This is a genomic window from Enterobacter vonholyi (assembly GCF_040834095.1).
Taxonomy (GTDB): domain Bacteria; phylum Pseudomonadota; class Gammaproteobacteria; order Enterobacterales; family Enterobacteriaceae; genus Enterobacter; species Enterobacter vonholyi.
In genome coordinates this window covers 3,499,129-3,521,261 of sequence record NZ_CP162152.1, presented here as the reverse complement: position 1 = coordinate 3,521,261, position 22,133 = coordinate 3,499,129, and the positions used below count along the sequence as shown (strand labels likewise).

General features: G+C 60.9%; 21 protein-coding genes. 13 read left to right on the top strand and 8 right to left on the bottom strand.

All coding sequences use genetic code 11. The annotated features are described in order from the left end of the window. Nucleotides 1-2 precede the first annotated feature (2 nt). From flhA to hypA, 6 genes are read right to left on the bottom strand one after another with little or no spacing between them, the layout of a single operon-like run. A complete protein-coding gene (flhA, locus tag AB3N39_RS16520) occupies nt 3-2,075 on the bottom strand; it encodes a formate hydrogenlyase transcriptional activator FlhA (protein ID WP_115876158.1) in 2,073 nt (690 codons plus the stop codon). A 56-nt stretch (nt 2,076-2,131) separates the two neighbouring features. Next, nucleotides 2,132-3,142 carry a hydrogenase expression/formation protein HypE gene (gene hypE / locus AB3N39_RS16515; RefSeq protein ID WP_143345449.1) on the bottom strand — a complete coding sequence of 337 codons (1,011 nt, stop codon included), beginning with the start codon at nt 3,140-3,142 and terminating at the stop codon, nt 2,132-2,134. Then, a complete protein-coding gene (hypD, locus tag AB3N39_RS16510) occupies nt 3,139-4,260 on the bottom strand; it encodes a hydrogenase formation protein HypD (protein WP_133295047.1) in 1,122 nt (373 codons plus the stop codon). Before hypD ends, hypE begins: the two co-directional genes overlap by 4 nt. Before the next feature lie 2 nt (nt 4,261-4,262). Beyond that, nucleotides 4,263-4,535, bottom strand: a complete 273-nt coding sequence (locus AB3N39_RS16505) for a HypC/HybG/HupF family hydrogenase formation chaperone (protein ID WP_047650282.1) — start codon at nt 4,533-4,535, stop codon at nt 4,263-4,265. Then, nucleotides 4,526-5,389 carry a hydrogenase nickel incorporation protein HypB gene (gene hypB / locus AB3N39_RS16500; RefSeq protein ID WP_136195138.1) on the bottom strand — a complete coding sequence of 288 codons (864 nt, stop codon included), beginning with the start codon at nt 5,387-5,389 and terminating at the stop codon, nt 4,526-4,528. The genes AB3N39_RS16505 and hypB overlap by 10 nt, the downstream gene beginning before the upstream one ends. Before the next feature lie 3 nt (nt 5,390-5,392). Then, nucleotides 5,393-5,743 (bottom strand): hydrogenase maturation nickel metallochaperone HypA, encoded by a 351-nt coding sequence (gene hypA, locus AB3N39_RS16495; RefSeq protein WP_047173498.1) that lies wholly within the window; start codon nt 5,741-5,743, stop codon nt 5,393-5,395. A 210-nt stretch (nt 5,744-5,953) separates the two neighbouring features. On the opposite strand from hypA, the gene hycA reads away from it, so the two are divergent. The 9 genes from hycA to hycI all read left to right on the top strand — a co-directional run bounded on the left by hycA (nt 5,954) and on the right by hycI (nt 13,733). Further along, nucleotides 5,954-6,418 (top strand): formate hydrogenlyase regulator HycA, encoded by a 465-nt coding sequence (gene hycA / locus AB3N39_RS16490; protein WP_136195139.1) that lies wholly within the window; start codon nt 5,954-5,956, stop codon nt 6,416-6,418. Nucleotides 6,419-6,489: 71 nt separating this feature from the next. Further along, nucleotides 6,490-7,098, top strand: coding sequence for a 4Fe-4S dicluster domain-containing protein (locus AB3N39_RS16485; protein WP_115876154.1), 609 nt, complete (start codon nt 6,490-6,492; stop codon nt 7,096-7,098). Beyond that, nucleotides 7,095-8,909 (top strand): formate hydrogenlyase subunit 3, encoded by a 1,815-nt coding sequence (hycC, locus tag AB3N39_RS16480; RefSeq protein ID WP_367896900.1) that lies wholly within the window; start codon nt 7,095-7,097, stop codon nt 8,907-8,909. The genes AB3N39_RS16485 and hycC overlap by 4 nt, the downstream gene beginning before the upstream one ends. 1 nt (nt 8,910) lies before the next feature. Continuing rightward, nucleotides 8,911-9,834 (top strand): respiratory chain complex I subunit 1 family protein, encoded by a 924-nt coding sequence (locus tag AB3N39_RS16475; protein WP_045404199.1) that lies wholly within the window; start codon nt 8,911-8,913, stop codon nt 9,832-9,834. Between the two features lie 15 nt (nt 9,835-9,849). Next, complete coding sequence (locus AB3N39_RS16470; protein WP_133295043.1) at nt 9,850-11,559, top strand: NADH-quinone oxidoreductase subunit C; 1,710 nt, start codon at nt 9,850-9,852, stop codon at nt 11,557-11,559. A 9-nt stretch (nt 11,560-11,568) separates the two neighbouring features. Beyond that, a complete protein-coding gene (locus AB3N39_RS16465; protein WP_133295042.1) occupies nt 11,569-12,111 on the top strand; it encodes a formate hydrogenlyase complex iron-sulfur subunit in 543 nt (180 codons plus the stop codon). Continuing rightward, on the top strand, nt 12,111-12,878 hold the full coding sequence (locus AB3N39_RS16460) for an NADH-quinone oxidoreductase subunit B family protein (RefSeq protein WP_021241938.1): 768 nt from the start codon (nt 12,111-12,113) through the stop codon (nt 12,876-12,878). Before AB3N39_RS16465 ends, AB3N39_RS16460 begins: the two co-directional genes overlap by 1 nt. Beyond that, a complete protein-coding gene (locus AB3N39_RS16455) occupies nt 12,875-13,285 on the top strand; it encodes a formate hydrogenlyase maturation HycH family protein (RefSeq protein ID WP_008499571.1) in 411 nt (136 codons plus the stop codon). Before AB3N39_RS16460 ends, AB3N39_RS16455 begins: the two co-directional genes overlap by 4 nt. Next, nucleotides 13,278-13,733: a hydrogenase maturation peptidase HycI gene (gene hycI / locus AB3N39_RS16450; RefSeq protein WP_367896899.1), complete on the top strand. Its 456-nt coding sequence runs from the start codon at nt 13,278-13,280 to the stop codon at nt 13,731-13,733. Before AB3N39_RS16455 ends, hycI begins: the two co-directional genes overlap by 8 nt. Nucleotides 13,734-13,800: 67 nt before the next feature. Here hycI and AB3N39_RS16445 read toward each other — a convergent pair whose 3' ends face one another. Next, complete coding sequence (locus tag AB3N39_RS16445; RefSeq protein ID WP_133295039.1) at nt 13,801-15,225, bottom strand: 6-phospho-beta-glucosidase; 1,425 nt, start codon at nt 15,223-15,225, stop codon at nt 13,801-13,803. Nucleotides 15,226-15,243: 18 nt separating this feature from the next. Further along, on the bottom strand, nt 15,244-16,695 hold the full coding sequence (gene ascF, locus AB3N39_RS16440; RefSeq protein ID WP_367896898.1) for a PTS cellobiose/arbutin/salicin transporter subunit IIBC: 1,452 nt from the start codon (nt 16,693-16,695) through the stop codon (nt 15,244-15,246). 214 nt (nt 16,696-16,909) lie between these two features. Here ascF and AB3N39_RS16435 point away from each other — a divergent pair, with 214 nt between their 5' ends. The 4 genes from AB3N39_RS16435 to AB3N39_RS16420 all read left to right on the top strand — a co-directional run bounded on the left by AB3N39_RS16435 (nt 16,910) and on the right by AB3N39_RS16420 (nt 21,849). Beyond that, a complete protein-coding gene (locus tag AB3N39_RS16435; protein WP_133295037.1) occupies nt 16,910-17,923 on the top strand; it encodes a LacI family DNA-binding transcriptional regulator in 1,014 nt (337 codons plus the stop codon). A gap of 134 nt (nt 17,924-18,057) precedes the next feature. After that, complete coding sequence (gene hydN / locus AB3N39_RS16430; protein ID WP_023308960.1) at nt 18,058-18,603, top strand: electron transport protein HydN; 546 nt, start codon at nt 18,058-18,060, stop codon at nt 18,601-18,603. 5 nt (nt 18,604-18,608) lie between these two features. Then, a complete protein-coding gene (hypF, locus tag AB3N39_RS16425) occupies nt 18,609-20,849 on the top strand; it encodes a carbamoyltransferase HypF (protein WP_367896897.1) in 2,241 nt (746 codons plus the stop codon). Further along, nucleotides 20,827-21,849, top strand: a complete 1,023-nt coding sequence (locus AB3N39_RS16420) for a HoxN/HupN/NixA family nickel/cobalt transporter (RefSeq protein WP_133295035.1) — start codon at nt 20,827-20,829, stop codon at nt 21,847-21,849. The genes hypF and AB3N39_RS16420 overlap by 23 nt, the downstream gene beginning before the upstream one ends. Nucleotides 21,850-22,133 lie beyond the last annotated feature (284 nt).

The following is a 22,133-nucleotide window of genomic DNA, read 5'->3' as shown; positions in this document are numbered from 1 at the left end:
CCTTAAATGAGGCTCTCTTTATCAATACCGAGACGCTTCATGCGCGACAGCAGGGTGGTGCGTTTTAACCCCAGGCGCTGGGCGGCACCTTTCGGCCCGGCGACCACGCCGTTGGTCTCTTTGAGTACGCGCATAATGAGCTGATATTCATCTTCTCCCTCTTTCGCCGTCTCGGCGGCGGGCACGCTCACGTCAGGCAGCGTCACTTCAGGCAGGGAGAGCTGCAGGACATTTCCGCGCGTCAGCAGCACCGCGCGTTCAATGACGTTTTCCAGCTCGCGCACGTTGCCGGGCCATTCCATGGATGAAAGGGTACGCAACGTCTCGGCAGGAATGCTGTCGATGTTTCGCCCCATCCGGCGCGCGATCTTCGCGGTAAAGGCTTTGACCAGCAGGGGGATATCTTCCGGGCGCTCGCGCAGCGGCGGCAGGAAGATCGGGAAGACGTTCAGGCGATAGTAGAGATCGCTGCGGAACTCTCGGTCGGCGACCATTTTTTTCAGGTCGCGGTTAGTCGCGGCAATCAGCCGCACGTCGGTCTGGATAAGCTTGTTGCTGCCCAAGCGCTCAAACTCCTGCTCCTGCAGGACGCGCAGCAGTTTCGGCTGTAGCTCCAGCGGCATATCGCCCACTTCGTCAAGGAACAGCGAGCTTTTGTCTGCCAGCTCAAAACGGCCCAGCCGCTGGCTGCTGGCCCCGGTGAAGGCACCCCGTTCGTGGCCGAACAGATCGCTTTCCAGCAGCCCTGCGGGCATCGCGGCGCAGTTCATCTTCACCATCCGACGGCTGTTGCGGTTGCTCAGGTTGTGGATGGCGCGGGCAATCAGCTCTTTACCCGTACCGGTTTCGCCCAGGATCAGCACCGTGCTGTCGCTCTGCGCCACCATCTCAACCTGCTTGAGCACGCTGTACATGGCGTCGCTGCGCCCGATGATTTCACCAAACTCGCTGTCCACGTTGTTGAGCTGTTCGGTCAGGGCCAGGTTTTCATCCACCAGCCGCTCCTTCAGACGGTGGATCTCCTGATAGGCGAGGGCGTTATCGAGCGCGATGGAGATACGCTCGGCGATCTGACGCAGCAGCTTCAGGTTGGCGGTGGTGAACACGCCTTCCTCGCACTGTGCCAGCTTCAGCACGCCCAGCATGGTGTTGCCGGACATCAGGGGCAGCAGGCACAGGGTCTGGATTTTGTTGCCCCAGGTGTTGAACAGCATCCGCTCGTACGGCGCGACCGGATCCTGCTCGTTGAGGTTGATCAGGAGGATCTCTTTGCTTTTGAAGACCCGTTCAGAAAGAGTGCCCGCTTCATCCACTTCGCTCTGCTCGTGCGCCGGGTTGGCTTCATCAAGATAATGCGTGGAGTAGATGTTCAGCTTGCCCTTGCGATGTCCGCGAAGCGCAATGCTGATGGCATCGATTTTGAAATAGTGGTGGATCTCTTTCGAGACTTCGCTGACCAGCTCATCCATGTCCAGGCGGGAGAGTACGGCGTTGGTGATGGCGACCAGAATGCGGAAGTTGTCGCGTTCGCGGCTGAGCAGGTCGTAATCCACGTTATTCGTCACTCGGCTTTGGATCTGCTCCGCGACGACGGCCACTATCTGGGTAAAGGTGTGCAGGCGCTCGTATTCCGCCTCGCTCCAGGGCTGGTCGGTCGTGCGGATAAACTCGCATCCACCAAAAATCTGGCCCTCTGCAGCCAGCGGCAGCATGCAGTAATGCCCGAACGGCTGATAGAGGTTGCTCTCCGCGAGCCGCGGCCACGCCTGTTGAAATTCCGCAAAGTTGCAGTGCAGCACTTCAGGTCTGGAGAGAATGCGGCGCACCGGGCCATGCGCGAGATACGTTTCGTCTTCGTATTCAAACGTTTTGCCATTATCACGCGTTGAGAAGTAGCTCGCGCGCTGCGTTCCGCTATGCCAGAGCACAATCGCGGCGCTGTCCGCCAGCGCCGATTGCCTGACCAGCCGCGTCAGGGCATCGCTCAGCGCGCCGAGATCGGGTTGCTGTAAAAGTGTGCGCGTAATGTCAAACAGACCCTGCTGTCCAAGATCGCTCATCGGTGTATACGGCATAGTGCTTTCCAGTAGAAACGAGCAAAAAAATCCATGCTGGCCGCTTGTGGCGCGGCCTAGCAAATACGGGGTAAGGGTTCAGCGTGCGGCAGATCCAGCGTGCGCTTCACGCCATAAAGTCCGGTCAGGCGCACCCCTTTGCGCTCAACCACTTCACCAATCATCGCCGCCTCTTTTCCTGACGGATGAGCCTGCAGCTGTTCAAGAACGGCTTGTGCCGCGGCCCGTTCAACGCCAATCACCAGCTTGCCTTCGTTTGCAAAGTTGAGCGGGTCCAGCCCCAGCAGTTCGCAAAGCCCGCGAACGGCGGGCTTAACGGGCAGGCTGCGCTCGGTAAGTTCAATCCCGTACCCGCAGCTTGCCGCAAACTCGTGAACCACGGCATTCACGCCGCCTCGCGTGGCATCCCGCAGGGCCTTCACGCCGGGAATACCGCGCAGCGTCTGAATCAGCGGGGTGAGTACCGCGCAGTCGCTGCGCAGTTCGCCGTCCAGCCCCAGGCCTTCGCGCAGGTTCAGGATGGTCGCCCCGTGGCAGCCCAGCGTGCCGGTAACGATCAGCACGTCGCCCACGCTGAGGCGCTGCGCACCCCAGTGAATATCTGCGGGGATCGCGCCCATTCCGGCGGTGTTGATAAACAGCTTGTCGGCCGCGCCGCGCTGCACCACTTTGGTGTCGCCGGTGACGATAGCTATCCCCGCCTCGCGCGCGGTCTGCGCCATGCTGTTGACCACGGCCGCGAGCGTCTCCATCGGTAATCCCTCTTCAAGGATAAACCCGCAGGAGAGGTAGCGCGGGATGGCGCCGCTGACGGCCACGTCGTTCGCCGTGCCGCAGACGGCGAGCTTGCCGATATCGCCGCCCGGGAAGAACAGCGGGTCAATCACGTAGCTGTCGGTCGAGAAGGCCAGCCGGTCGCCCTGCGCGGTGAGGGCGGCGAGGTCAATACGCGCCTGGTCTTCCTGTTCGGCGAGCCAGGGGTTGTTAAAGGCCTCCATAAACAGCCGGTTAATCAGCTGCTGCATCGCCTGTCCGCCGCTGCCGTGCGCCATTTCAACCGTATTCATGCTTCACTCTCCTGGTTGCGATACTGATACCACGCGGCACACGCCCCTTCGGAGGAGACCATCAGCGCGCCAAAGGCGGTTTGCGGGTTACAGGTATTGCCAAATAACGGACACTGATGCGGTTTGCATTTGCCGGTGAGCACCTCGCCGCAGCGGGCACGGGGATCGTCGCAAACCTGCTGCGGCTGCGGGCGGAAATGCGCTTCGGCGTCGAACGCGCGATAGGCTGGCGTCAGGCGCACGCCGGATTCAGCAATCAGCCCCAGGCCGCGCCATTCGCTGTCGCCCTCAACGCTAAACACGTCGGCTATCGCCTGCTGCGCTCGTTCATTTCCCGCATCCGGCACCACGCGGCGGTACTGATTTTCCACGGTACTCAGGGACGCTATTTTCTGCTCAACCAGCATGGTGACACCTTGCAGTAGATCAAGTGGTTCGAAACCAGCGACCACTAACGGACGATTGTACTGTTCAGCGATAAAACCGTAGGCGTCTGTGCCAATCACCATGCTGACGTGGCCCGGTGCCAGAAAGGCGTCAATGCCGTTGCCTGGCTCTTCCAGCAGGCTGCGCAGGGTGGGGATGAGCGTAATGTGTTGGCAGAAGAAGAAAAAGTTATCGACGCCGCGCGCTTTCGCCTGCTGCAGCGTGATGGCGGTGGCGGGCATGGTGGTTTCAAACCCCAGGCCAAAAAACACCACCTTGCGCGCGGGGTTATCCGCTGCCAGCGTCAGGGCATCCATCGGCGAATAGACGATCCGGATGTCTGCGCCGCGCGCTTTCGCCTGCAGGAGCGAACCATTTTTCCCCGGCACGCGCATCGCGTCGCCAAAGGTGCAGAAAATGACGTCGGGCTGGCTGGCAATTTCAATACAGCTGTCGATGCGCCCCATCGGCAGCACGCAGACCGGACAGCCGGGGCCGTGGATAAACTCAATGTTTTCCGGCAACAGCTGGCCGAGGCCAAATTTGAAGATGGCGTGCGTGTGCCCGCCGCACACCTCCATGATCCGCAGCGGCCTTTCTTTCGTGTAGTCCAGCCGCGCTGCGCGCGTTTTCAGGTGGCCGATAAGCTGCAGCACCTGCTCCGGCGCGCGGTATTCATCAACGTAACGCATGATTATCGCTCCTCGCCGTACAGCAGCGCGCCCACGTCAGGCTCCACGTCGAACATATTTTGCAGGGCGTCGAGCGTGTCGCGGGCTTCCGCTTCGTTAATCACGCTCATGGCAAACCCCACGTGGACCAGCACCCACTGGCCGAGACGCGAGGCGCCGCTCTCATCGGTGCTGCCCACCAGCGTCAGGTCGACGTCGCGCAGGATGCCGCAGACCTCGACTTTGGCCTGATTACCGTCGATGGCGTGAATTTGTCCCGGTACGCCTATGCACATCGTTCGCTCTCCAGCCAGTCTAGCCAGCCGTCCATGCCGTCGCCGCGCGTGGCGGAGACCAGCAGGATCTCAATCTCCGGGTTCACCTCGCGGGCATACGCCACGCACTTATCCACGTCGAAATTCAGGTACGGCAGCAGGTCGACTTTGTTCAGCAGCATGATGGACGCGGCGGCAAACATGTGCGGGTACTTCAGCGGCTTGTCTTCGCCTTCGGTCACTGAAAGCACCGCCACCTTGTGTCGTTCGCCGAGGTCGAAGCTCGCCGGGCAGACGAGGTTGCCGACGTTTTCAATAAACAGGATGCCGTTATCCACCAGCGGCAGGCGCGGGGCGGCGTCGGCAATCATCTGCGCATCGAGGTGGCAGCCTTTACCGGTGTTGACCTGAATCGCCGGGGTGCCGGTTTCGCGAATGCGCGCCGCGTCGTTAACGGTTTGCTGGTCGCCTTCGATCACCGCGCAGGAGACAAGCCCGTTCAGGCGCTTGAGCGTTTCGGTCAGTAGCGTGGTTTTGCCGGATCCGGGGCTGGAGACAAGGTTCAGCGCCAGCTGTTTGCGGGTGGCAAAGCGGGCGCGGTTGCGGGTGGCGATCTGGTTATTCTTGTCCAGCACGTTGATTTCCACCTCCAGCATCTGGCGCTGGCTCATGCCCGGCGCGTGGGTGCCCGCTTCGCCGTGGCCGTAATGCAGGTCGCCCGCATCGGAGCGTTGCGGCGCAAAGGTAATGCCGGTCAGGGCTGCCGCAGGGCGCGGTGCGGGGGAAAAGGGCGCGGAGCGAAACGCGGAGTGGGGGCGGTGTTCATCCCCTTCTATATACAGGTTGCCTTCGGCGCAACCGCAGGTACTACACATACTTTACTCCTTCTCGATTTCGAGGCGTTGGATCTGCATGCCGTCATCCGCCACGATGCGCAGACCGGTGCTCTGACACTGCGGGCAGCGCTGTACCTTTGATGACACCAGGGTGACGTACTGCTGGCACTGCTCGCACCAGCACTCCGCCTGCTGTTCTTCAATATGGAGTTCGCAGCCTTCCGCCAGCGTGCCGCGGCAGACCAGCTCAAAACAGAAGGTCAGGGCGCTGGTCTCGACGCAGGAAAATGCTCCGACCTTCAGCCAGACGCCGGTGACGCGTTTCGCGTGGTTTTGCACTGCCTGCTGTTCGATAAGTTCCAGAGCCCGCTGGCAGAGGGTGATTTCGTGCATGACGCCTCCTCAATGAATTGCCCCGGTAATGCAATAACGGTGCCAGCTTGATTTTTGTTAAGGCGTGACGATGTCAACGCTGTCGAAATGACACGTCGACACCGCGGTGTTGACAGCAATTTTTAAGGTAAATGTATTGAAAATCATAAAGATAAAAACTGGCATGGAATCTGCTTAACAGCCGCTATCTCCATTAAACGGATACCTTTTATGACTATTTGGGAAATCAGCGAAAAAGCGGATTACATCGCGCAGCGTCATCAACAGTTACAGGACCAGTGGCACCTTTACTGCAACTCTCTGATCCAGGGCATTACCTTGTCGAAAGCGCGTCTTCACCATGCGATGAGCTGCGCGGCGCAGGGCGACATGCGCTTCGTTCTGTTCGGCCATTTCACCATCAACGTTACCCTGGCGGACAACTTCAACAGCCACACCATTGAGTATTACCTCGAGACAAAAGACGGCGAAAAACAGTGTATTGCGAAGGCGCAGCTGATGGCCGACGGCATGGTGGACGGCCACGTAAGCAACCGCGATCGCCAGCAGGTGCTGGAACACTATCTGGAAAAAATCGCGCCGGTTTATAACGGCCTGTACGCCGCCGTTGAGCACGATCTTCCTGTCAACCTGAAGCAGCTGATGGACGGAAATGCCTCAGCGAACGTGGCCTGATCCCATGCGTGTCGAGAAGTGTCGACAAGACAGCTTTTCGACAAAAATGACTATCACCAGAGGATAACCCGGTGAACCGTTTTGTAATTGCTGACTCGACGGTCTGTATTGGCTGTCGAACCTGTGAGGCGGCGTGTTCGGAAACGCATCGCCTGCATGGGCTGCAGTCCATGCCGCGCCTGCACGTCATGCGTAATGAAAAAGAGTCTGCCCCGCAGCTCTGCCATCACTGTGAGGATGCCCCGTGCGCGGGTGTCTGTCCTGTAAATGCCATCACCCGCGTGGATGGCGCAGTCCAGCTGAACGAAAGCCTGTGCGTAAGCTGCAAGCTGTGCGGCATTGCCTGCCCGTTCGGCGCGATTGAATTTTCCGGCAGCCGACCGCTGCATATCCCGGCGAATGCCAACTCGCCAAAAGCCCCGCCCGCGCCGCCGGCGCCTGCGCGCGTAAGCTCGCTTTTGGACTGGGTGCCCGGCATCCGTGCCGTTGCGGTGAAATGCGACCTGTGCAGCTTCGATGATCAGGGCCCGGCCTGCGTGCGGACCTGCCCGACGAAAGCGCTGATTCTGGTTAACATTCGCGACATCGCCCGTACCAGCAAGCGCAAACGCGAGCTGACCATCAACAGTGATTTTGGCGACCTTTCTCTGCTACAGGCGCTTAACGAGGGGGCGAAATGAATGCGGTGATGATGATTACCGGCGCGGTAGCCTGTTTTGCGGCCGCCGCCGTTCTGGCGCCGATCTTCTCATTCCATAAAACCCTGAGCGGCGCGATCGCCGGGCTCGGCGGGGCGGTCGCTAGCCTGATGACGCTGGCGGCAGGCGGCGTTGTTCTGTTCGGCGGCCAGTCGGCAGAGACCGTGATGCCGCTGATTCGCCACACCGTTGAGATCACGCCGCTGAACGCCATCTGGCTGGTGACGTTTGGCCTGTGCGGGGTGTTTATCAGCCTGTTCAATATCGACTGGCACCGCCACCCGCACGCTAAAGCCAACGGCCTGCTGGTTAACCTGTTGATGGCGACGGCGGTCTGCACCGTGACCGCCAGCAACCTCGGCGCGCTGGTGGTGATGGCGGAGATCATGGCGCTGTGCGGCGTGTTCCTGACGGGCTGTAGCGCCTCCGGCAAGCTGTGGTTTGCGCTGGGACGCCTCGGAACGCTGCTGCTGGCGCTGGCCTGCTGGCTGGTGTGGCAGCGCTTCGGCACGCTGGATTTCGCTGTGCTCAACGGGCATCCGCTGGGCAATGACGTCTGGCTGCTGGGCGTGCTCGGCTTTGGCCTGCTCGCCGGCATCATTCCGCTGCACGGCTGGGTGCCGCAGGCGCATGCGAATGCCTCCGCGCCCGCCGCCGCGCTGTTTTCTGTGGTGGTGATGAAGGTCGGTCTGTTCGGGATCCTGGCGATTACGCTGACCGGCGGCCAGCCGCCGCTGTGGTGGGGCGTTGTGCTGCTGATCGCCGGCATGATTACGGCGTTCGTCGGTGGCCTGTACGCGCTGATGGAGCACAATATCCAGCGTCTTCTGGCGTACCACACGCTGGAGAATATCGGCATCATCCTGCTTGGCATGGGCGCGGGCGTGACCGGGCTGGCGCTCAACCAGACGGCGCTGATTGCGGCCGGTTTTATCGGCGGTCTTTATCACCTCGTCAACCACAGCCTGTTTAAAAGCACCCTGTTCCTTGGAGCGGGAAGCGTCTGGTTCCGCACCGGCCATCGGGATATCGAAAAGCTCGGTGGGATTGGCAAAAAGATGCCGGTGATTTCACTGGCGATGCTGGTCGGGCTGATGGCGATGGCCGCACTGCCGCCGCTGAACGGCTTTGCCGGGGAGTGGGTGATCTATCAGTCCTTCTTCGCCCTCGGTCAGAGCAATGCGTTTATCGCTCGTCTGCTGGGGCCGCTGCTGGCGGTCGGGCTGGCGATTACCGGGGCGCTGGCGGTGATGTGCATGGCGAAAGTCTACGGCGTGACCTTCCTCGGTGCGCCGCGCACCCGCGAAGCGGAAAACGCCTGCTGCGCACCGTTGTTGATGGGCGTGAGCGTGGTCGCGCTGGCGCTGTGCTGCATTGCGGGCGGCGTCGCTGCGCCGTGGCTGCTACCGCTGCTGGGCAACGCCATTCCGTTGCCGCTGACCGTGGCGAATACCACCGTCTCTCAGCCAATGATTGCGCTGCTGCTGATTGGCGCACCGCTGCTACCGCTCATCCTGATGATGTTCTTCAAACGCGACCGGCTCGCCTCCCGCTCGCGCGGTGCGGCGTGGGCCTGTGGCTACGAACACGAACAGTCGATGGTCATTACCGCCCACGGCTTCGCCATGCCGGTAAAAGAAAACTTTGCCGCCGTGCTGAAGCTGCGCCACTGGCTGAACCCGGTCGGCTGGGTACCCGGCTGGCAGAGCGCTGCCGCACCCGCGCTGTTCCGCCGTCTGGCGGTCATCGAACTGGCGGTGCTGGTGGTCATTGTGATTTCACGAGGAGCCTGACATGAATCTGTTACTGGCAATTCTTCAGGCGCTGGTGTTGTTCGCCGTGGCGCCGCTGCTGTCGGGCATCACGCGCGTGGCGCGCGCCCGGATGCACAACCGTCGCGGCCCTGGCGTGCTCCAGGAGTATCGCGATCTCTTCAAGCTGTTTTCTCGCCAGAGCGTGGCGCCGGATGCCGCAGGCTGGGTCTTCCGTCTGACGCCGTTTGTGATGGTGGGCGTGATGCTGACCATCGCCACCGCGCTGCCGGTGGTGACGGTGGGATCGCCGCTGCCGGCGCTCGGCGATCTGATCACGCTTATCTACCTCTTCGCTATCGCCCGCTTCTTCTTTGCCATCGCGGGCCTGGACACCGGGAGCCCGTTTACCGGCATCGGTGCCAGCCGCGAGGCGATGCTCGGCGTGCTGGTTGAGCCGATCCTGCTGCTGGGGCTTTGGGTTGCCGCGCAGGTTGCGGGCTCCACCCACATCAGCTTTATCACCCACGCCGTCTACCACTGGCCGGTTGCCCGCTCCATTCCGCTGGTGCTGGCGCTGTGCGCTTGCGCGTTCGCCACCTTTATCGAGATGGGCAAACTGCCGTTCGATCTGGCGGAAGCCGAGCAGGAACTGCAGGAAGGGCCGCTCACCGAGTACAGCGGCTACGGCTTTGCGGTGCTGAAGTGGGGCATTAGCCTCAAACAGCTGGTGGTGCTGCAGATGTTTGTCGGCGTCTTCTTCCCGTGGGGGCAGATGACGCACTTCTCCGCGGGCGGTCTGCTGCTGGCCGTCGTGGTTGCCGCCCTCAAGCTGCTGGTCGGCGTGCTGGTGATTGCCCTGTTCGAAAACAGCATGGCGCGTCTGCGTTTTGTGGAAACGTCCCGCATCACCTGGGCCGGGTTTGGTTTTGCATTTTTAGCGTTCGTCTCCTTGCTGGTGGCGTGATTAAAGAGAGTATTTATGTCTGAAGAAAAGAAAGGTCAGCAGTATCTCGCCGCATTGCATCAGGCTTTCCCCGGCGTGGTGCTGGAGGAGTCCTGGCAAACCAAAGACCAGATAACCGTCACCGTAAAGGTGAACTATCTGCCGGAAGTGGTGGAGTTTCTCTACTACCAGCAGGGCGGCTGGCTGTCGGTGCTGTTCGGTAACGACGAGCGCCAGCTGTGCGGCAACTATGCGGTGTACTACGTGATGTCTATGGAGCAGGGCGAAAAGTGCTGGATCACCGTGCGCGTCGAGGTCGACCCGGCTAAGCCAGAATACCCGTCCGTCACGCCCCGCGTGCCCGCTGCCGTCTGGGGCGAGCGTGAAGTGCGCGACATGTACGGTCTGGTGCCGGTCGGGCTGCCGGACGAGCGCCGCCTTGTGCTGCCTGACGACTGGCCGGACGAGCTCTATCCGCTGCGCAAAGACAGCATGGACTACCGCCAGCGCCCGGCCCCAACTACCGACAGCGAAACCTACGAGTTCATCAACGAGCTGGGCAGCAAGAACAACAACGTGGTGCCGATCGGCCCGCTGCACGTCACCTCTGACGAGCCGGGCCACTTCCGCCTGTTCGTCGACGGCGAAAACATTATCGACGCCGACTACCGTCTGTTCTACGTCCACCGCGGGATGGAAAAGCTGGCGGAAACCCGCATGGGCTACAATGAAGTCACGTTTCTTTCCGACCGCGTTTGCGGCATCTGCGGCTTCGCCCACAGCACCGCCTACACCACCTCGGTGGAAAACGGCATGGGGATCGTGGTGCCGGAGCGCGCGCAGATGATCCGCGCCATTCTGCTGGAGGTGGAGCGTCTGCACTCGCACCTGCTGAACCTCGGACTGGCCTGCCACTTCGTTGGCTTTGACTCCGGGTTTATGCAGTTCTTCCGCGTGCGCGAAGCGTCGATGAAGATGGCGGAGATCCTCACCGGGGCGCGCAAAACTTACGGTCTGAACCTGATCGGCGGGATCCGTCGCGACCTGCTGAAAAACGATATGATCCAGACCCGCCAGCTGGCGCAGCAGATGCGCCGCGACGTGCAGGAGCTGGTGGATATGCTGCTCAGCACGCCAAACATCGAGCTGCGCACCGTCGGCATCGGCCGTCTTGACCCGGAAATTGCCCGCGACTTCAGCAACGTCGGCCCGATGGTGCGCGCCAGCGGCCACGCCCGCGACACCCGTACCGATCACCCGTTCGTTGGCTACGGCCTGCTGCCGATGACCGTGCACAGCGAGCAGGGCTGCGACGTCATCTCTCGCCTCAAGGTGCGCATCAACGAGGTGTTCACGGCGCTGAACATGATCGACTACGGCCTTGATAACCTGCCTGGCGGCCCGCTGATGGTGGAGGGCTTCACCTACATTCCGAACCGCTTTGCCCTCGGCTTTGCCGAAGCGCCGCGCGGGGACGACATTCACTGGAGCATGACCGGCGACAACCAGAAGCTTTACCGCTGGCGCTGCCGCGCGGCCACCTACGCCAACTGGCCAACCCTGCGCTACATGCTGCGCGGCAACACGGTTTCCGATGCGCCGCTGATCATCGGCAGCCTCGACCCATGCTACTCCTGCACCGACCGCATGACCGTCGTCGACGTGCGCAAGAAGAAAAGCCAGGTGGTGCCGTACAAAGAGCTTGAGCGCTACAGCATCGAGCGTAAGAACTCGCCGCTGAAATAAGGATTAGTCATGTTTACCTTTATCAAAAAAGCGATCAAAACCGGCACGCAAACCAGCAGCTATCCGCTGGAGCCGATGCCGGTGGATAAAAACTTTCGCGGCAAGCCGGAGCACAATCCGCAGCAGTGCATCGGCTGCGCGGCCTGCGTCAACTCCTGTCCGTCGAATGCCCTGACGGTGGAAACGGATCTCAAAACCGGCGAGCTGGCCTGGCAGTTTAACCTCGGGCGCTGTATCTTCTGCGGCCGCTGCGAGGAGGTCTGCCCGACGGTCGCCATTCGCCTGTCGCAGGAGTACGAGCTGGCGGTGTGGAAGAAAGAGGATTTTCTGCAGCAGTCGCGCTTTGAGCTGTGCAACTGCCGCGTCTGCAGGCGTCCGTTCGCCGTGCAGAAAGAGATCGACTACGCCATCGCGCTGCTGCAGCACAATGGCGACGCCCGCGCGGAGCATCACCGCGAAAGCTTTGAAACCTGCCCGGCGTGCAAGCGTCAGAAGTGCCTGCTGCCGTCCGACCGCATTGATATCACCCGCCACATGAGAGAGGCCAGCTGATGGAAAACCTACTGGGCCCGCGCGACGCTAACGGCATTCCGGTGCCGATGACGGTGGACGAATCCATCGCCAGCATGAAGGCGTCGCTGCTGAAAAAAATCAAACGCTCGGCCTACGTCTACCGCGTGGACTGCGGCGGCTGCAACGGCTGCGAGATCGAGATCTTCGCTACGCTGTCGCCGCTGTTTGACGCCGAGCGCTTCGGCATCAAGGTGGTACCGTCCCCGCGTCATGCGGACATCCTGCTGTTCACCGGGGCCGTCACCCGCGCCATGCGCTCGCCCGCGCTGCGCGCCTGGCAGTCCGCGCCGGACCCGAAAATCTGCATCTCGTACGGCGCCTGCGGCAACAGCGGCGGCATCTTCCACGACCTCTACTGTGTCTGGGGCGGCACCGACAAAATCGTGCCGGTGGACGTCTACATTCCGGGCTGTCCACCGACGCCCGCCGCTACGCTTTACGGCTTTGCCATGGCGCTCGGCCTGCTGGAGCAGAAAATCCACGCCCGCGAGCCGGGCGAGCTGGACAACCAGCCTGCCGCCATTCTGCACCCGGACATGGTGCAACCGCTGCGGGTGAAGGTCGACCGCACGGCGCGCAGGCTGGCGGGCTATCGCTACGGGCGTCAGATTGCCGATGACTATCTGCGCCTGCTGAGCCAGGGCGACCATCAGGTGGCGCGCTGGCTGGAGGCGGAAAACGATCCGCGCCTCAATGAGATCGTGGCGAACCTGAACAGCATCGTCGATGAGGCGCGAATCCGATGAGTGAAACGGTGGTGTTCAGTCAGCTGAGCCGTAAGTTTATTGATGAGAACGATGCCACGCCGGATGCGGCGCAGCAGGTGGTCTATTACAGCCTGGCGATTGGGCATCACCTCGGGGTGATTGACTGCCTGGAGGCCGCGCTGAGCTGCCCGTGGCCGGAATATCTGGCGTGGATCGCCACGCTGGAGGAGGGCAGCACGGCGCGGCGCAAGATGGAAGGCGTGCCGAAGTACGGCGAGATCGTGATCGATGTGAACCACATTGCCATGCTCGCCAACGCCTTTGACGCGGCGCTCGGCAGGCAAACCCCCGAGCAGCAGGCGTGGAGCAAAACGCTGCTCGGCATGCTGCATGATATTCATCAGGAGAGCGCCATCTACCTGATGGTGAGGAGATTACGTGACTGACGTTTTACTGTGTGTCGGCAACAGCATGATGGGCGACGACGGCGCGGGTCCGCTGCTGGCGGAGATGTGCGCCGCCAACCCGCAGGGCAGTTGGGTGGTCATTGACGGCGGCAGCGCGCCGGAAAACGACGTGGTCGCCATTCGCGAACTGCGTCCGGACAGGCTGTTAATCGTCGATGCCACCGATATGGGGCTCAACCCCGGCGAGATCCGCCTGATTGACCCGGACGACATCGCCGAGATGTTTATGATGACCACCCACAATATGCCGCTGAACTACCTTGTGGATCAGATCAAAGGTGACGTGGGCGAGGTGCTGTTTTTAGGGATCCAGCCGGACATTGTCGGGTTTTATTACCCGATGACGCCGCCAGTGAAGGCGGCGGTGGAGGAGGTGTATTCGCGGCTGGCGGGGTGGGTTGGGGATGGAGGGTTTTCTCAGCTCTGAGCAGCGGCTTACCGGGCCTACGGTTTTGTAGGCCGGGTAAGGCGAAGCCGCCACCCGGCAAAACAGTCTACTCCAGATCCGCCCCGTTACTCGCAATCACCTTCTTATACCATCCGAACGATTTCTTACGTTTCCGCTCCAGCGTGCCGTTCCCGGCGTCGTCGCGGTCGACGTACACAAACCCGTAGCGCTTGCTCATCTCGCCTGTTGAGGCCGAAACCAGGTCAATGCAGCCCCAGGTGGTGTAGCCCATCAGCGGCACGCCGTCCTCAATCGCATCGCCCATCGCGCGAATATGCTCGCGCAGATAGCTGATGCGGTAGTCGTCGTTAATCTCGCCGTTTTCATCAACGACATCTTTCGCCCCGAGGCCGTTTTCTACCAGGAACAGCGGCTTCTGGTAGCGGTCGTACATCATGTTCATGGTGATGCGCAGGCCGAGCGGGTCGATGCCCCAGCCCCATTCGCTCACCTGAATGTGCGGGTTGCGCAGGGATTTGACGATGTTCGCCGCATTGGTATTGTTCGCATTCATATCCGCCGAGGCGCAGCGCGAGGCGTAATAGCTGAACGAGACAAAGTCGACGGTATTTTTCAGCAGTTCGTCGTCGCCGGGATCTTTCACAATCACCACGCCTTTCTCGCGGAACACGCGGGCGGAGTAGGCCGGATAGCTGCCGCGCGCCTGCACGTCGATAAAGAACAGATTCTCGCGGTCTTTCTCCAGCGCCATCCACACGTCTTCCGGCTTGCAGGAGTACGGATAGAAATTCCCGCCCGCCAGCATGCAGCCGACCTGGTTTTCCGGGTTCACCTCGTGGGCAATTTTGGTCGCCAGCGCGCTCGCCACCAGCTCGTGGTGCGCGGCCTGGTATTTCACCTGGTCTTCGTTTTCGCCTTCCTCAAACACCAGTCCCGCCCCGGAGAACGGGCTGTGCAGCATGATGTTGATTTCGTTGAAGGTCAGCCAGTATTTCACCAGCCCGTTAAATTCCTCAAAGCAGGTGCGGGCGTAGCGGGCGAAGAAATCCACCATCTTGCGGTTGCGCCAGGATCCGTATTCCGTCACCAGGTGCATCGGCACGTCGAAGTGGCAGAGCGTCACCAGCGGCTCGATGTTGTATTTTTTGCACTCCTCGAACACCGCGCGGTAAAAGGCAATACCCTCTTTATTCGGCTGCGGTTCGTCGCCGTTCGGATAGAGGCGGCTCCAGGCGATCGAGGTGCGGAACACCGTAAAGCCCATCTCCGCCATCAGGGCGATGTCCTCTTTATAGCGATGGTAAAAATCAATCGCCTCGTGGCTCGGGTAGAATTCGTCGTCACGCAGCGAAAAACGCTTTTCCTTACCGAGCTTCACCGCCAGGCGGTTCGCGCCGTGGGGGATCATATCGACCGTCGTCAGCCCTTTGCCGCCCTCACGGTAAGCGCCTTCACTCTGGTTGGCGGCAAGCGCGCCGCCCCATAAAAATCCTTGTGGAAAAACAGACATTCTTACCTCGCTTTCAATTTATGCTTTTGCTGCGTTGTTCTGTACCGGTGCGGTCTGCAGGGCGCGCGCTTTTTCGGCGTCGTCTTCGACAGGAATATCCTCAAAGCCCAGTATCAGGGTCAGAACAAACGACAGCGCCACTGCCAGACCCATCACGCCAAACACCCAGACGATGGTCATCGGGTTGGCCGGATCGAAGAACTGCACGCTGGTAAACAGCCCCGGAGCCGCCATCGAGTGGCTGGCAAGACCCGCGATACCGGCCACCGCGCCGCAGATAAAGCCGCTGATCAGGCTCGCAATCAGCGGACGTTTCAGACGCACCGCCACGCCGTACAGCGCCGGTTCAGAAATCCCCGCCATAATGGCGGAGGCTGCCGCCGCCAGCGCCGTCTGGCGCAGCTCCGGGTTTTTGGTTTTCCACGCCACTGCCAGCGAAGAGCCGCCGAGCGACAGGTTGGCGCCAATTTCCGACGGCATCACCATCCCTTCTTTGCCCGTCTCGGCAATGGTCTGAATGATGGTCGGCGTAAACACGCGGTGCATGCCGGTCATGACCAGCAGCGGCCACAGCGCGCCCATGATGGCGACGGAGAGCCAGCCCAGGTAGCCGTGAATGGTGTAGACCAGCGCGGAGATGGCGCTACCGATCCAGATCCCCAGCGGGCCAATCAGCACGATGGCGAGCGGGGCGGCAATCAGCACGATCAGCATCGGCTTGAGGAAGTTTTTCGTCACCGCCGGGGTAATACGATCCACCCAGCGTTCGATGTATGACAGGCACCAGGTCATCACCAGCGCCGGGATGACGGTGTAGGTGTATTTCACCGCCGTCACCGGGATAAAGGCGAACTCAACGTGCTCACCCTGCGCGGCTTTTGCCATCAGCTCGATAAAGCTCGGGTGCACCAGCACGCCCGCAATGGCGATGGCCAGCGACATGTTGGTTTTGAATTTCACCGCCGCCGAGGCTGCCACCATCAGCGGCAGGAAGAAGAATGCGCCGTCGCCGATGACGGTCAGAATAGTCAGCGTCGGCGCGCCTTTTGGCAGCACGCCGGTCATCTCAAGGATCATCGCCAGCAGCTTGACCATCGAGCCGCCGATGATCGCCGGGATCAGCGGGGACATGGTGCCGATCAGCGCGTCGAGGATCCCGGCGCCAATGCGGCGCAGCGTCAGCTTCTGCGGTCCTTCCGGCACCGCGGGCTGCAGTTCCGTGGGCAGCAGGCTTACCACTTCGCGGTACGCCTGTGACACCGTGTTGCCAATAATCACCTGGCACTGGTTGTCGTTGCGCACTACGCCAAGGACGCCGCTGATGCTTTTCAGGCGTGCGGCATCGGTGAGGGTTTCATCTTTCAGAACGAAACGCAGTCGCGTCATGCAGTGGGTGACGGCGACGATGTTCTCTTTACCGCCCAGCGCGCTGATGACGTCGTTCGCCAGCGCAGCGTAATTTTTGGCCATCGGATGTGATCCTGTTATTGTTGTGAGAAATGTAGGAAACCGGTTCCACATAATCATCATGAGTTTCTATGAATGAAACAAGATCGCTTTTTGACCATTTTTTCGTTTCGTGATGCAGATCGCAATGGGGTATCAAAAGCGTGATTTCACCGCTGCGACAATTTTTTTGCAGTGCAGTACACTGCGCTCCATCAGATTCAGACGGAATAACAACATGACCACGATGCTGGAAGTGGCGAAGCGGGCAGGCGTTTCGAAAGCCACGGTATCCCGGGTGCTGTCGGGCAATGGCTACGTTAGCCAGGAAACCAAAGATCGGGTGTTTCAGGCCATTGAAGAGAGCGGCTATCGCCCGAATTTGCTGGCGCGAAACCTGGCTACCAAACGTACCCAGACGCTGGGCCTGGTGGTGACGAACACCCTTTATCACGGCGTCTACTTTAGCGAACTGCTGTTTCACGCCGCGCGCATGACGGAAGAAAAGGGGCGGCAGCTGATCCTCGCAGACGGCAAGCACAGCGCGGATGAAGAGCGCGAGGCGATCCAGTACCTGCTCGATATGCGCTGCGACGCGGTGATCATCTATCCGCGTTTTCTGAGCGTGGATGAAATGGATGAGATCGTCGAGAAGTGCGAGCAGCCCATAATGGTGCTCAACCGTCGCCTGCGGAAAAACAGCAGCCACAGCGTCTGGTCAGATCATAAAGCCTCCAGCCAGGACGCGGTGTCGCAGCTGATTGCGAAAGGGCACCGGGAAATCGCGTTTATCACCGGCTCGCTGGATTCTCCCACCGGGGTTGAGCGTCTCTCCGGCTACAAGGACGCGCTGGCGCAGCACGGTATTCCGCTGCGCGAGGGTCTGATTGCGCAGGGGAAGTGGAACCCCGCCAGCGGCGCGGCGGCGGTTGCCGAACTGCTTGCTCGCGGTGAACGCTTTACGGCGCTGGTGGCGAGTAATGACGACATGGCGATCGGCGCCATGAAGCAGCTGCACGACAGCGGCGTGACCGCACCGGACGCGGTGTCGGTGATCGGTTTCGACGACGTGGCCATCGCGCCCTACATCGTGCCGTCGCTTTCCAGCGTGCGTATTCCGGTGACGGAGATGATTAAAGAAACCATCAGCCGCCTGATCTTCATGCTCGACGGCGGCGAGTTTAAGTATCAACAAACCTTCTCCGGCGAGCTTGTCCTGCGTGACTCTGTAATTGACGGCCCACACCGCTGATGTCGACAGCCGTCATCGTCATAAGTGACGATGACGGCACCGCTTTAATTTTTAAAATCAAATAAAATCAATAAGTTAATTATTGGCACGGTTTATGAATATCTCCGCGCATAACTGTAATGCTGGAGAAGCAGATGAACCGTTTTATTATGGCCGATGCCAGTAAGTGTATTGGTTGCCGTACCTGTGAAGTGGCGTGCGTGGTTTCCCATCAGGCGGAGCAGGACTGCGCGTCGCTTACCCCTGACACCTTCCTGCCGCGCATCCACGTCATCAAAGGCGTGAATATTTCCACCGCCGCCATCTGTCGCCAGTGCGAAGACGCACCGTGCGCGAACGTCTGCCCGAACGGGGCGATTAAACGCGAGAAAGGCTTTGTGCACGTGATGCAGGAGCGCTGCATTGGCTGCAAAACCTGCGTGGTCGCCTGCCCGTATGGCGCGATGGAGGTGGTAGTCCGTCCGGTGGTGCGCAACAGCGGTATGGGGCTGAGCGTGCGGGCGGAGAAAGCCGAAGCCAACAAGTGCGACCTGTGCTACCACCGCGACGCCGGTCCGGCCTGCATGGAAGCCTGCCCGACGCACGCGCTGGTCTGCGTGGATCGCGACAAGCTTGAGCAGATGAGCGCCGAAAAGCGCCGTCGCGCGGCGTTCGACACCTCGTCATCACTGCTGTTCTGAACCGTATGAGCAGCAACGGCGTTCAGCTGCGCGTGCGCGGCAAAGTGCAGGGCGTAGGGTTTCGTCCCTTCGTCTGGCAGCTGGCGCAGGCGCTTCAGTTGACCGGTGACGTCTGCAATGACGGAGAGGGCGTGCTGGTGCGCCTCGCGGGTAATGGGGGGGCCTTTACCGCGAGGCTGCATCAGGACTGCCCGCCGCTGGCACGCATTGACCACGTGGAAATGCAGCCGTTTACCTGGGCGCACGTGCCGGAGGACTTTACCATCCGCCACAGCGCGGGCGGGGCGATGGACACCCAGATAGTGCCGGATGCCGCGACCTGTCCGGCATGTCTTGCTGAAATGCGCAACCCCGGCGAGCGCCGCTATCGCTACCCGTTTATCAACTGCACCCACTGCGGGCCGCGGTTCACCATTATTCGCGCCATGCCCTACGACCGCCCGGCCACGGCAATGGCGCCATTCCCGCTCTGTGTGCCGTGTGAAGCAGAGTACCGCAATCCTGCCGACCGCCGTTTTCACGCTCAGCCGGTAGCCTGCCCGGACTGCGGGCCCGCGCTTATGTGGCGTGCGGGCGACATAACTGCTGACCGTGAAGCTGCGCTGCGCGCGGCGGTGGCGATGCTGAAAAGCGGCGGTATTGTCGCGGTTAAAGGGCTGGGTGGTTTTCATCTCGTCTGCGATGCGCGTAATCCGCAGGCGGTCGCGACGCTTCGGGCACGCAAACAGCGACCGTCTAAGCCGCTGGCGGTGATGATCCCGCATGCGGATGACCTGCCGGAGACGGTTCAGGCGCTGCTACGATCACCCGCTGCACCCATTGTGCTCACGCCAAAAGCCTGGCTGCCCGCGTTACCGGAAGGTATCGCGCCCGGTCTGGATTCCGTGGGCATCATGCTTCCTGCGAACCCGCTGCAGCATCTTTTGATGATGGACTGCCAGCGCCCGCTGGTGATGACTTCAGGTAACCTCAGCGGCAGACCGCCAGCCATCACCAACCGGCAGGCGCTGGATGAGCTCGGCGACGTCGCGGACGGCTTCCTGCTGCACAACCGCGATATCCTGCAGCGGATGGATGATTCGGTGATGGATCGCGACGGCACGATGCTTCGCCGCGCGCGCGGTTTTGTGCCCGATGCCGTTACGCTGCCTGCGGGTTTCGAGAATATCCCCGCCATGCTATGCACCGGCGCGGAGATGAAAAACACCTTCTGCCTGGCGCGTGGGAACCAGGCGGTGCTGAGCCAGCATTTTGGCGATCTCAGTGACGAGGGTGTCGAAGCGCAGTGGCGCAGCGCGCTCTCGACGATGCAGGAAATTTACGGCTTTCAGCCGGAGCGCATTGTATGCGATGCCCATCCGGGGTACCGCGCGCGTCAGTGGGCGCAGGTGCAGGGGCTGCCCGTTGAAACTGTCCTGCATCATCACGCCCACGCGGCTGCGTGCCTGGCGGAGAACGGCTGGCCACTCGACGGCGAAGACGCAATTGCCCTGACGCTGGACGGGATCGGCATGGGCGAGAACGGTGCGCTGTGGGGCGGGGAGTGCCTGCGGGTGAACTATCTCGCGTGCGAGCGTCTGGGCGGGCTGCCTGCCGTTGCGCTTCCGGGGGGCGATCTGGCGGCGCGGCAGCCGTGGCGCAATCTGCTCGCCCACTGTCTGGCGTTTGTGCCTGACTGGCAGCAGTACCCTGAAACGCGTGCGGTACAGCGCCAGAACTGGCCGCTGCTGGCGACGGCGATCCGGCGTGGCATCAACGCGCCGCGAGCTTCTTCCTGTGGTCGCCTGTTTGACGCGGTTGCCTGTGCGCTCGGCATCGACACGCAGCGTTACGAAGGGGAAGCGGCCTGCCGGCTGGAAGCCCTGGCATCGCAGTGCACGGGTGTTGACCATCCGGTGACGCTGGAAGTGGATAACCTCGCGCAATTCTGGCTGCAGTGGCTGAGCTGGCAGGCGGAGCCCTGCGAGCGCGCGTGGGCATTTCACGACGCGCTGGCAAAAGGGCTGGCGCATCTTGCCGCGTTCCATGCCAGGCGCCTGTCGCTGTCGACAATCTGTCTCAGCGGCGGCGTGCTGCACAACCGTCTGCTGCGCGCGCGCCTGCGTCATTATCTTTCTGACTTTACGCTTCTTTTTCCTTCGCACCTGCCCGCAGGTGACGGAGCGATCTCCTTCGGGCAGGCGGTGGTCGCCACTGCCCGGTCATGTTTACAAAGGACTAAAAATGTTACGACTGTTACGCAATGAACCTCGCGCCGCGCTTCTGCTGCTGGCTCTGGTAATGGCAAACCTGCTGGCATGGGGATGGGCATGGCAGACCTTTAGCGGCAGCACGGCGCTGATGGCCGCCAGCCTGCTGGCGTGGTGCTACGGGCTGCGTCACGCGGTGGACGCCGACCACATTGCCGCCATTGATACCGTGACGCGTAAGATGATGCAGCAGGGCAAACGCCCGTCCGGCGTAGGGGCGTGGTTCTCGCTGGGACACTCCACCATCGTGGTGCTGGCCTCCATTGCTATTGCCGCCACCGCCACGGCGTTTCAGAAAAACATGGAATGGTTCCACGAAACCGGCAGCCTGATTGGCACCGCCGTTTCCGCCTCCTTCCTGCTGGCGATGGCGCTGGTGAACATGGTGATCCTGCGCGGAGTCTGGCGCAGTTTTCAGGCGCTGAAAAAAGGCCAGCCGGTGCAGGGCGACATCACGCTGCCTGCCCAGGGCGGCGTCATGAACTGGCTGTTTGGCAAAACCTTCCGCCTCGTCAATAAAAGCTGGCAGATGTATCTGGTGGGTTTCCTGTTCGGTCTCGGCTTTGACACGGCCACCGAGATTGGCGTGCTGGGGATCTCTGCCGCCAGCGCCTCCAGCGGGATGTCGGTGTGGTCAATCATGATCTTTCCTGCACTCTTCGCCAGCGGTATGGCGCTGGTGGATACCCTCGATAACCTGCTGATGGTCGGCGCCTACGGCTGGGCGTTTAACAAGCCGCAGCGCAAGCTCTACTACAACATGACCATCACCGGCACCTCCGTGGTGGTGGCGCTGTTTATCGGCGGGCTGGAAGCGCTGGGTCTGCTGATGGATAAATTTGCCCTCAGCGGCGGCGTGTGGGATCTGATTGGCACGGTAAACGACAACCTGGGCAACGCCGGGTTTGTGGTGGTCGGGCTGTTCGTTGCCTGCTGGCTGATCTCCATGGTCAACTACCGCTGGCGCGGCTACGACGCGCTGGTGGTGCGTTCCTGATCCGGCTCCTGCACAGCGTAACCTCCGCGACTTCCTCAATGGCTGGCGCATAGCGGCATACCGATAAAAAATGCTGAAAATATAGGACTTTTGCGGAATAAAATATATTCCGCATTCTTCGCTTGTGTGAAATAGCGAGAAAGATAATTGAGTTATTTATAAAAATTCGCCATGATTTGCCTCCGGCCGATCATGTCTTTTTAGACTGAGTTGGCTGCGAATAATAAAACAGAATGATGTTTTTAATCTGTTTCAGATTAGAGTATTTACGAAAATAATAAATA

Bases quoted from the DNA above. Each gene is read 5' to 3' on its own strand.
- AB3N39_RS16475 (WP_045404199.1), top strand. From the start codon at position 8,911: ATGAATCTGTTACTGGCAATTCTTCAGGCGCTGGTGTTGTTCGCCGTG.
- hypB (WP_136195138.1), bottom strand. From the start codon at position 5,389: ATGTGTAGTACCTGCGGTTGCGCCGAAGGCAACCTGTATATAGAAGGG.
- AB3N39_RS16465 (WP_133295042.1), top strand. From the start codon at position 11,569: ATGTTTACCTTTATCAAAAAAGCGATCAAAACCGGCACGCAAACCAGC.
- AB3N39_RS16505 (WP_047650282.1), bottom strand. From the start codon at position 4,535: ATGTGCATAGGCGTACCGGGACAAATTCACGCCATCGACGGTAATCAG.
- hycC (WP_367896900.1), top strand. From the start codon at position 7,095: ATGAATGCGGTGATGATGATTACCGGCGCGGTAGCCTGTTTTGCGGCC.
- hycA (WP_136195139.1), top strand. From the start codon at position 5,954: ATGACTATTTGGGAAATCAGCGAAAAAGCGGATTACATCGCGCAGCGT.
- AB3N39_RS16470 (WP_133295043.1), top strand. From the start codon at position 9,850: ATGTCTGAAGAAAAGAAAGGTCAGCAGTATCTCGCCGCATTGCATCAG.
- hypD (WP_133295047.1), bottom strand. From the start codon at position 4,260: ATGCGTTACGTTGATGAATACCGCGCGCCGGAGCAGGTGCTGCAGCTT.
- flhA (WP_115876158.1), bottom strand. From the start codon at position 2,075: ATGCCGTATACACCGATGAGCGATCTTGGACAGCAGGGTCTGTTTGAC.
- AB3N39_RS16420 (WP_133295035.1), top strand. From the start codon at position 20,827: ATGTTACGACTGTTACGCAATGAACCTCGCGCCGCGCTTCTGCTGCTG.
- hypF (WP_367896897.1), top strand. From the start codon at position 18,609: ATGAGCAGCAACGGCGTTCAGCTGCGCGTGCGCGGCAAAGTGCAGGGC.
- hypE (WP_143345449.1), bottom strand. From the start codon at position 3,142: ATGAATACGGTTGAAATGGCGCACGGCAGCGGCGGACAGGCGATGCAG.
- hypA (WP_047173498.1), bottom strand. From the start codon at position 5,743: ATGCACGAAATCACCCTCTGCCAGCGGGCTCTGGAACTTATCGAACAG.
- ascF (WP_367896898.1), bottom strand. From the start codon at position 16,695: ATGGCCAAAAATTACGCTGCGCTGGCGAACGACGTCATCAGCGCGCTG.
- AB3N39_RS16455 (WP_008499571.1), top strand. From the start codon at position 12,875: ATGAGTGAAACGGTGGTGTTCAGTCAGCTGAGCCGTAAGTTTATTGAT.
- AB3N39_RS16460 (WP_021241938.1), top strand. From the start codon at position 12,111: ATGGAAAACCTACTGGGCCCGCGCGACGCTAACGGCATTCCGGTGCCG.
- AB3N39_RS16445 (WP_133295039.1), bottom strand. From the start codon at position 15,225: ATGTCTGTTTTTCCACAAGGATTTTTATGGGGCGGCGCGCTTGCCGCC.
- AB3N39_RS16435 (WP_133295037.1), top strand. From the start codon at position 16,910: ATGACCACGATGCTGGAAGTGGCGAAGCGGGCAGGCGTTTCGAAAGCC.
- hydN (WP_023308960.1), top strand. From the start codon at position 18,058: ATGAACCGTTTTATTATGGCCGATGCCAGTAAGTGTATTGGTTGCCGT.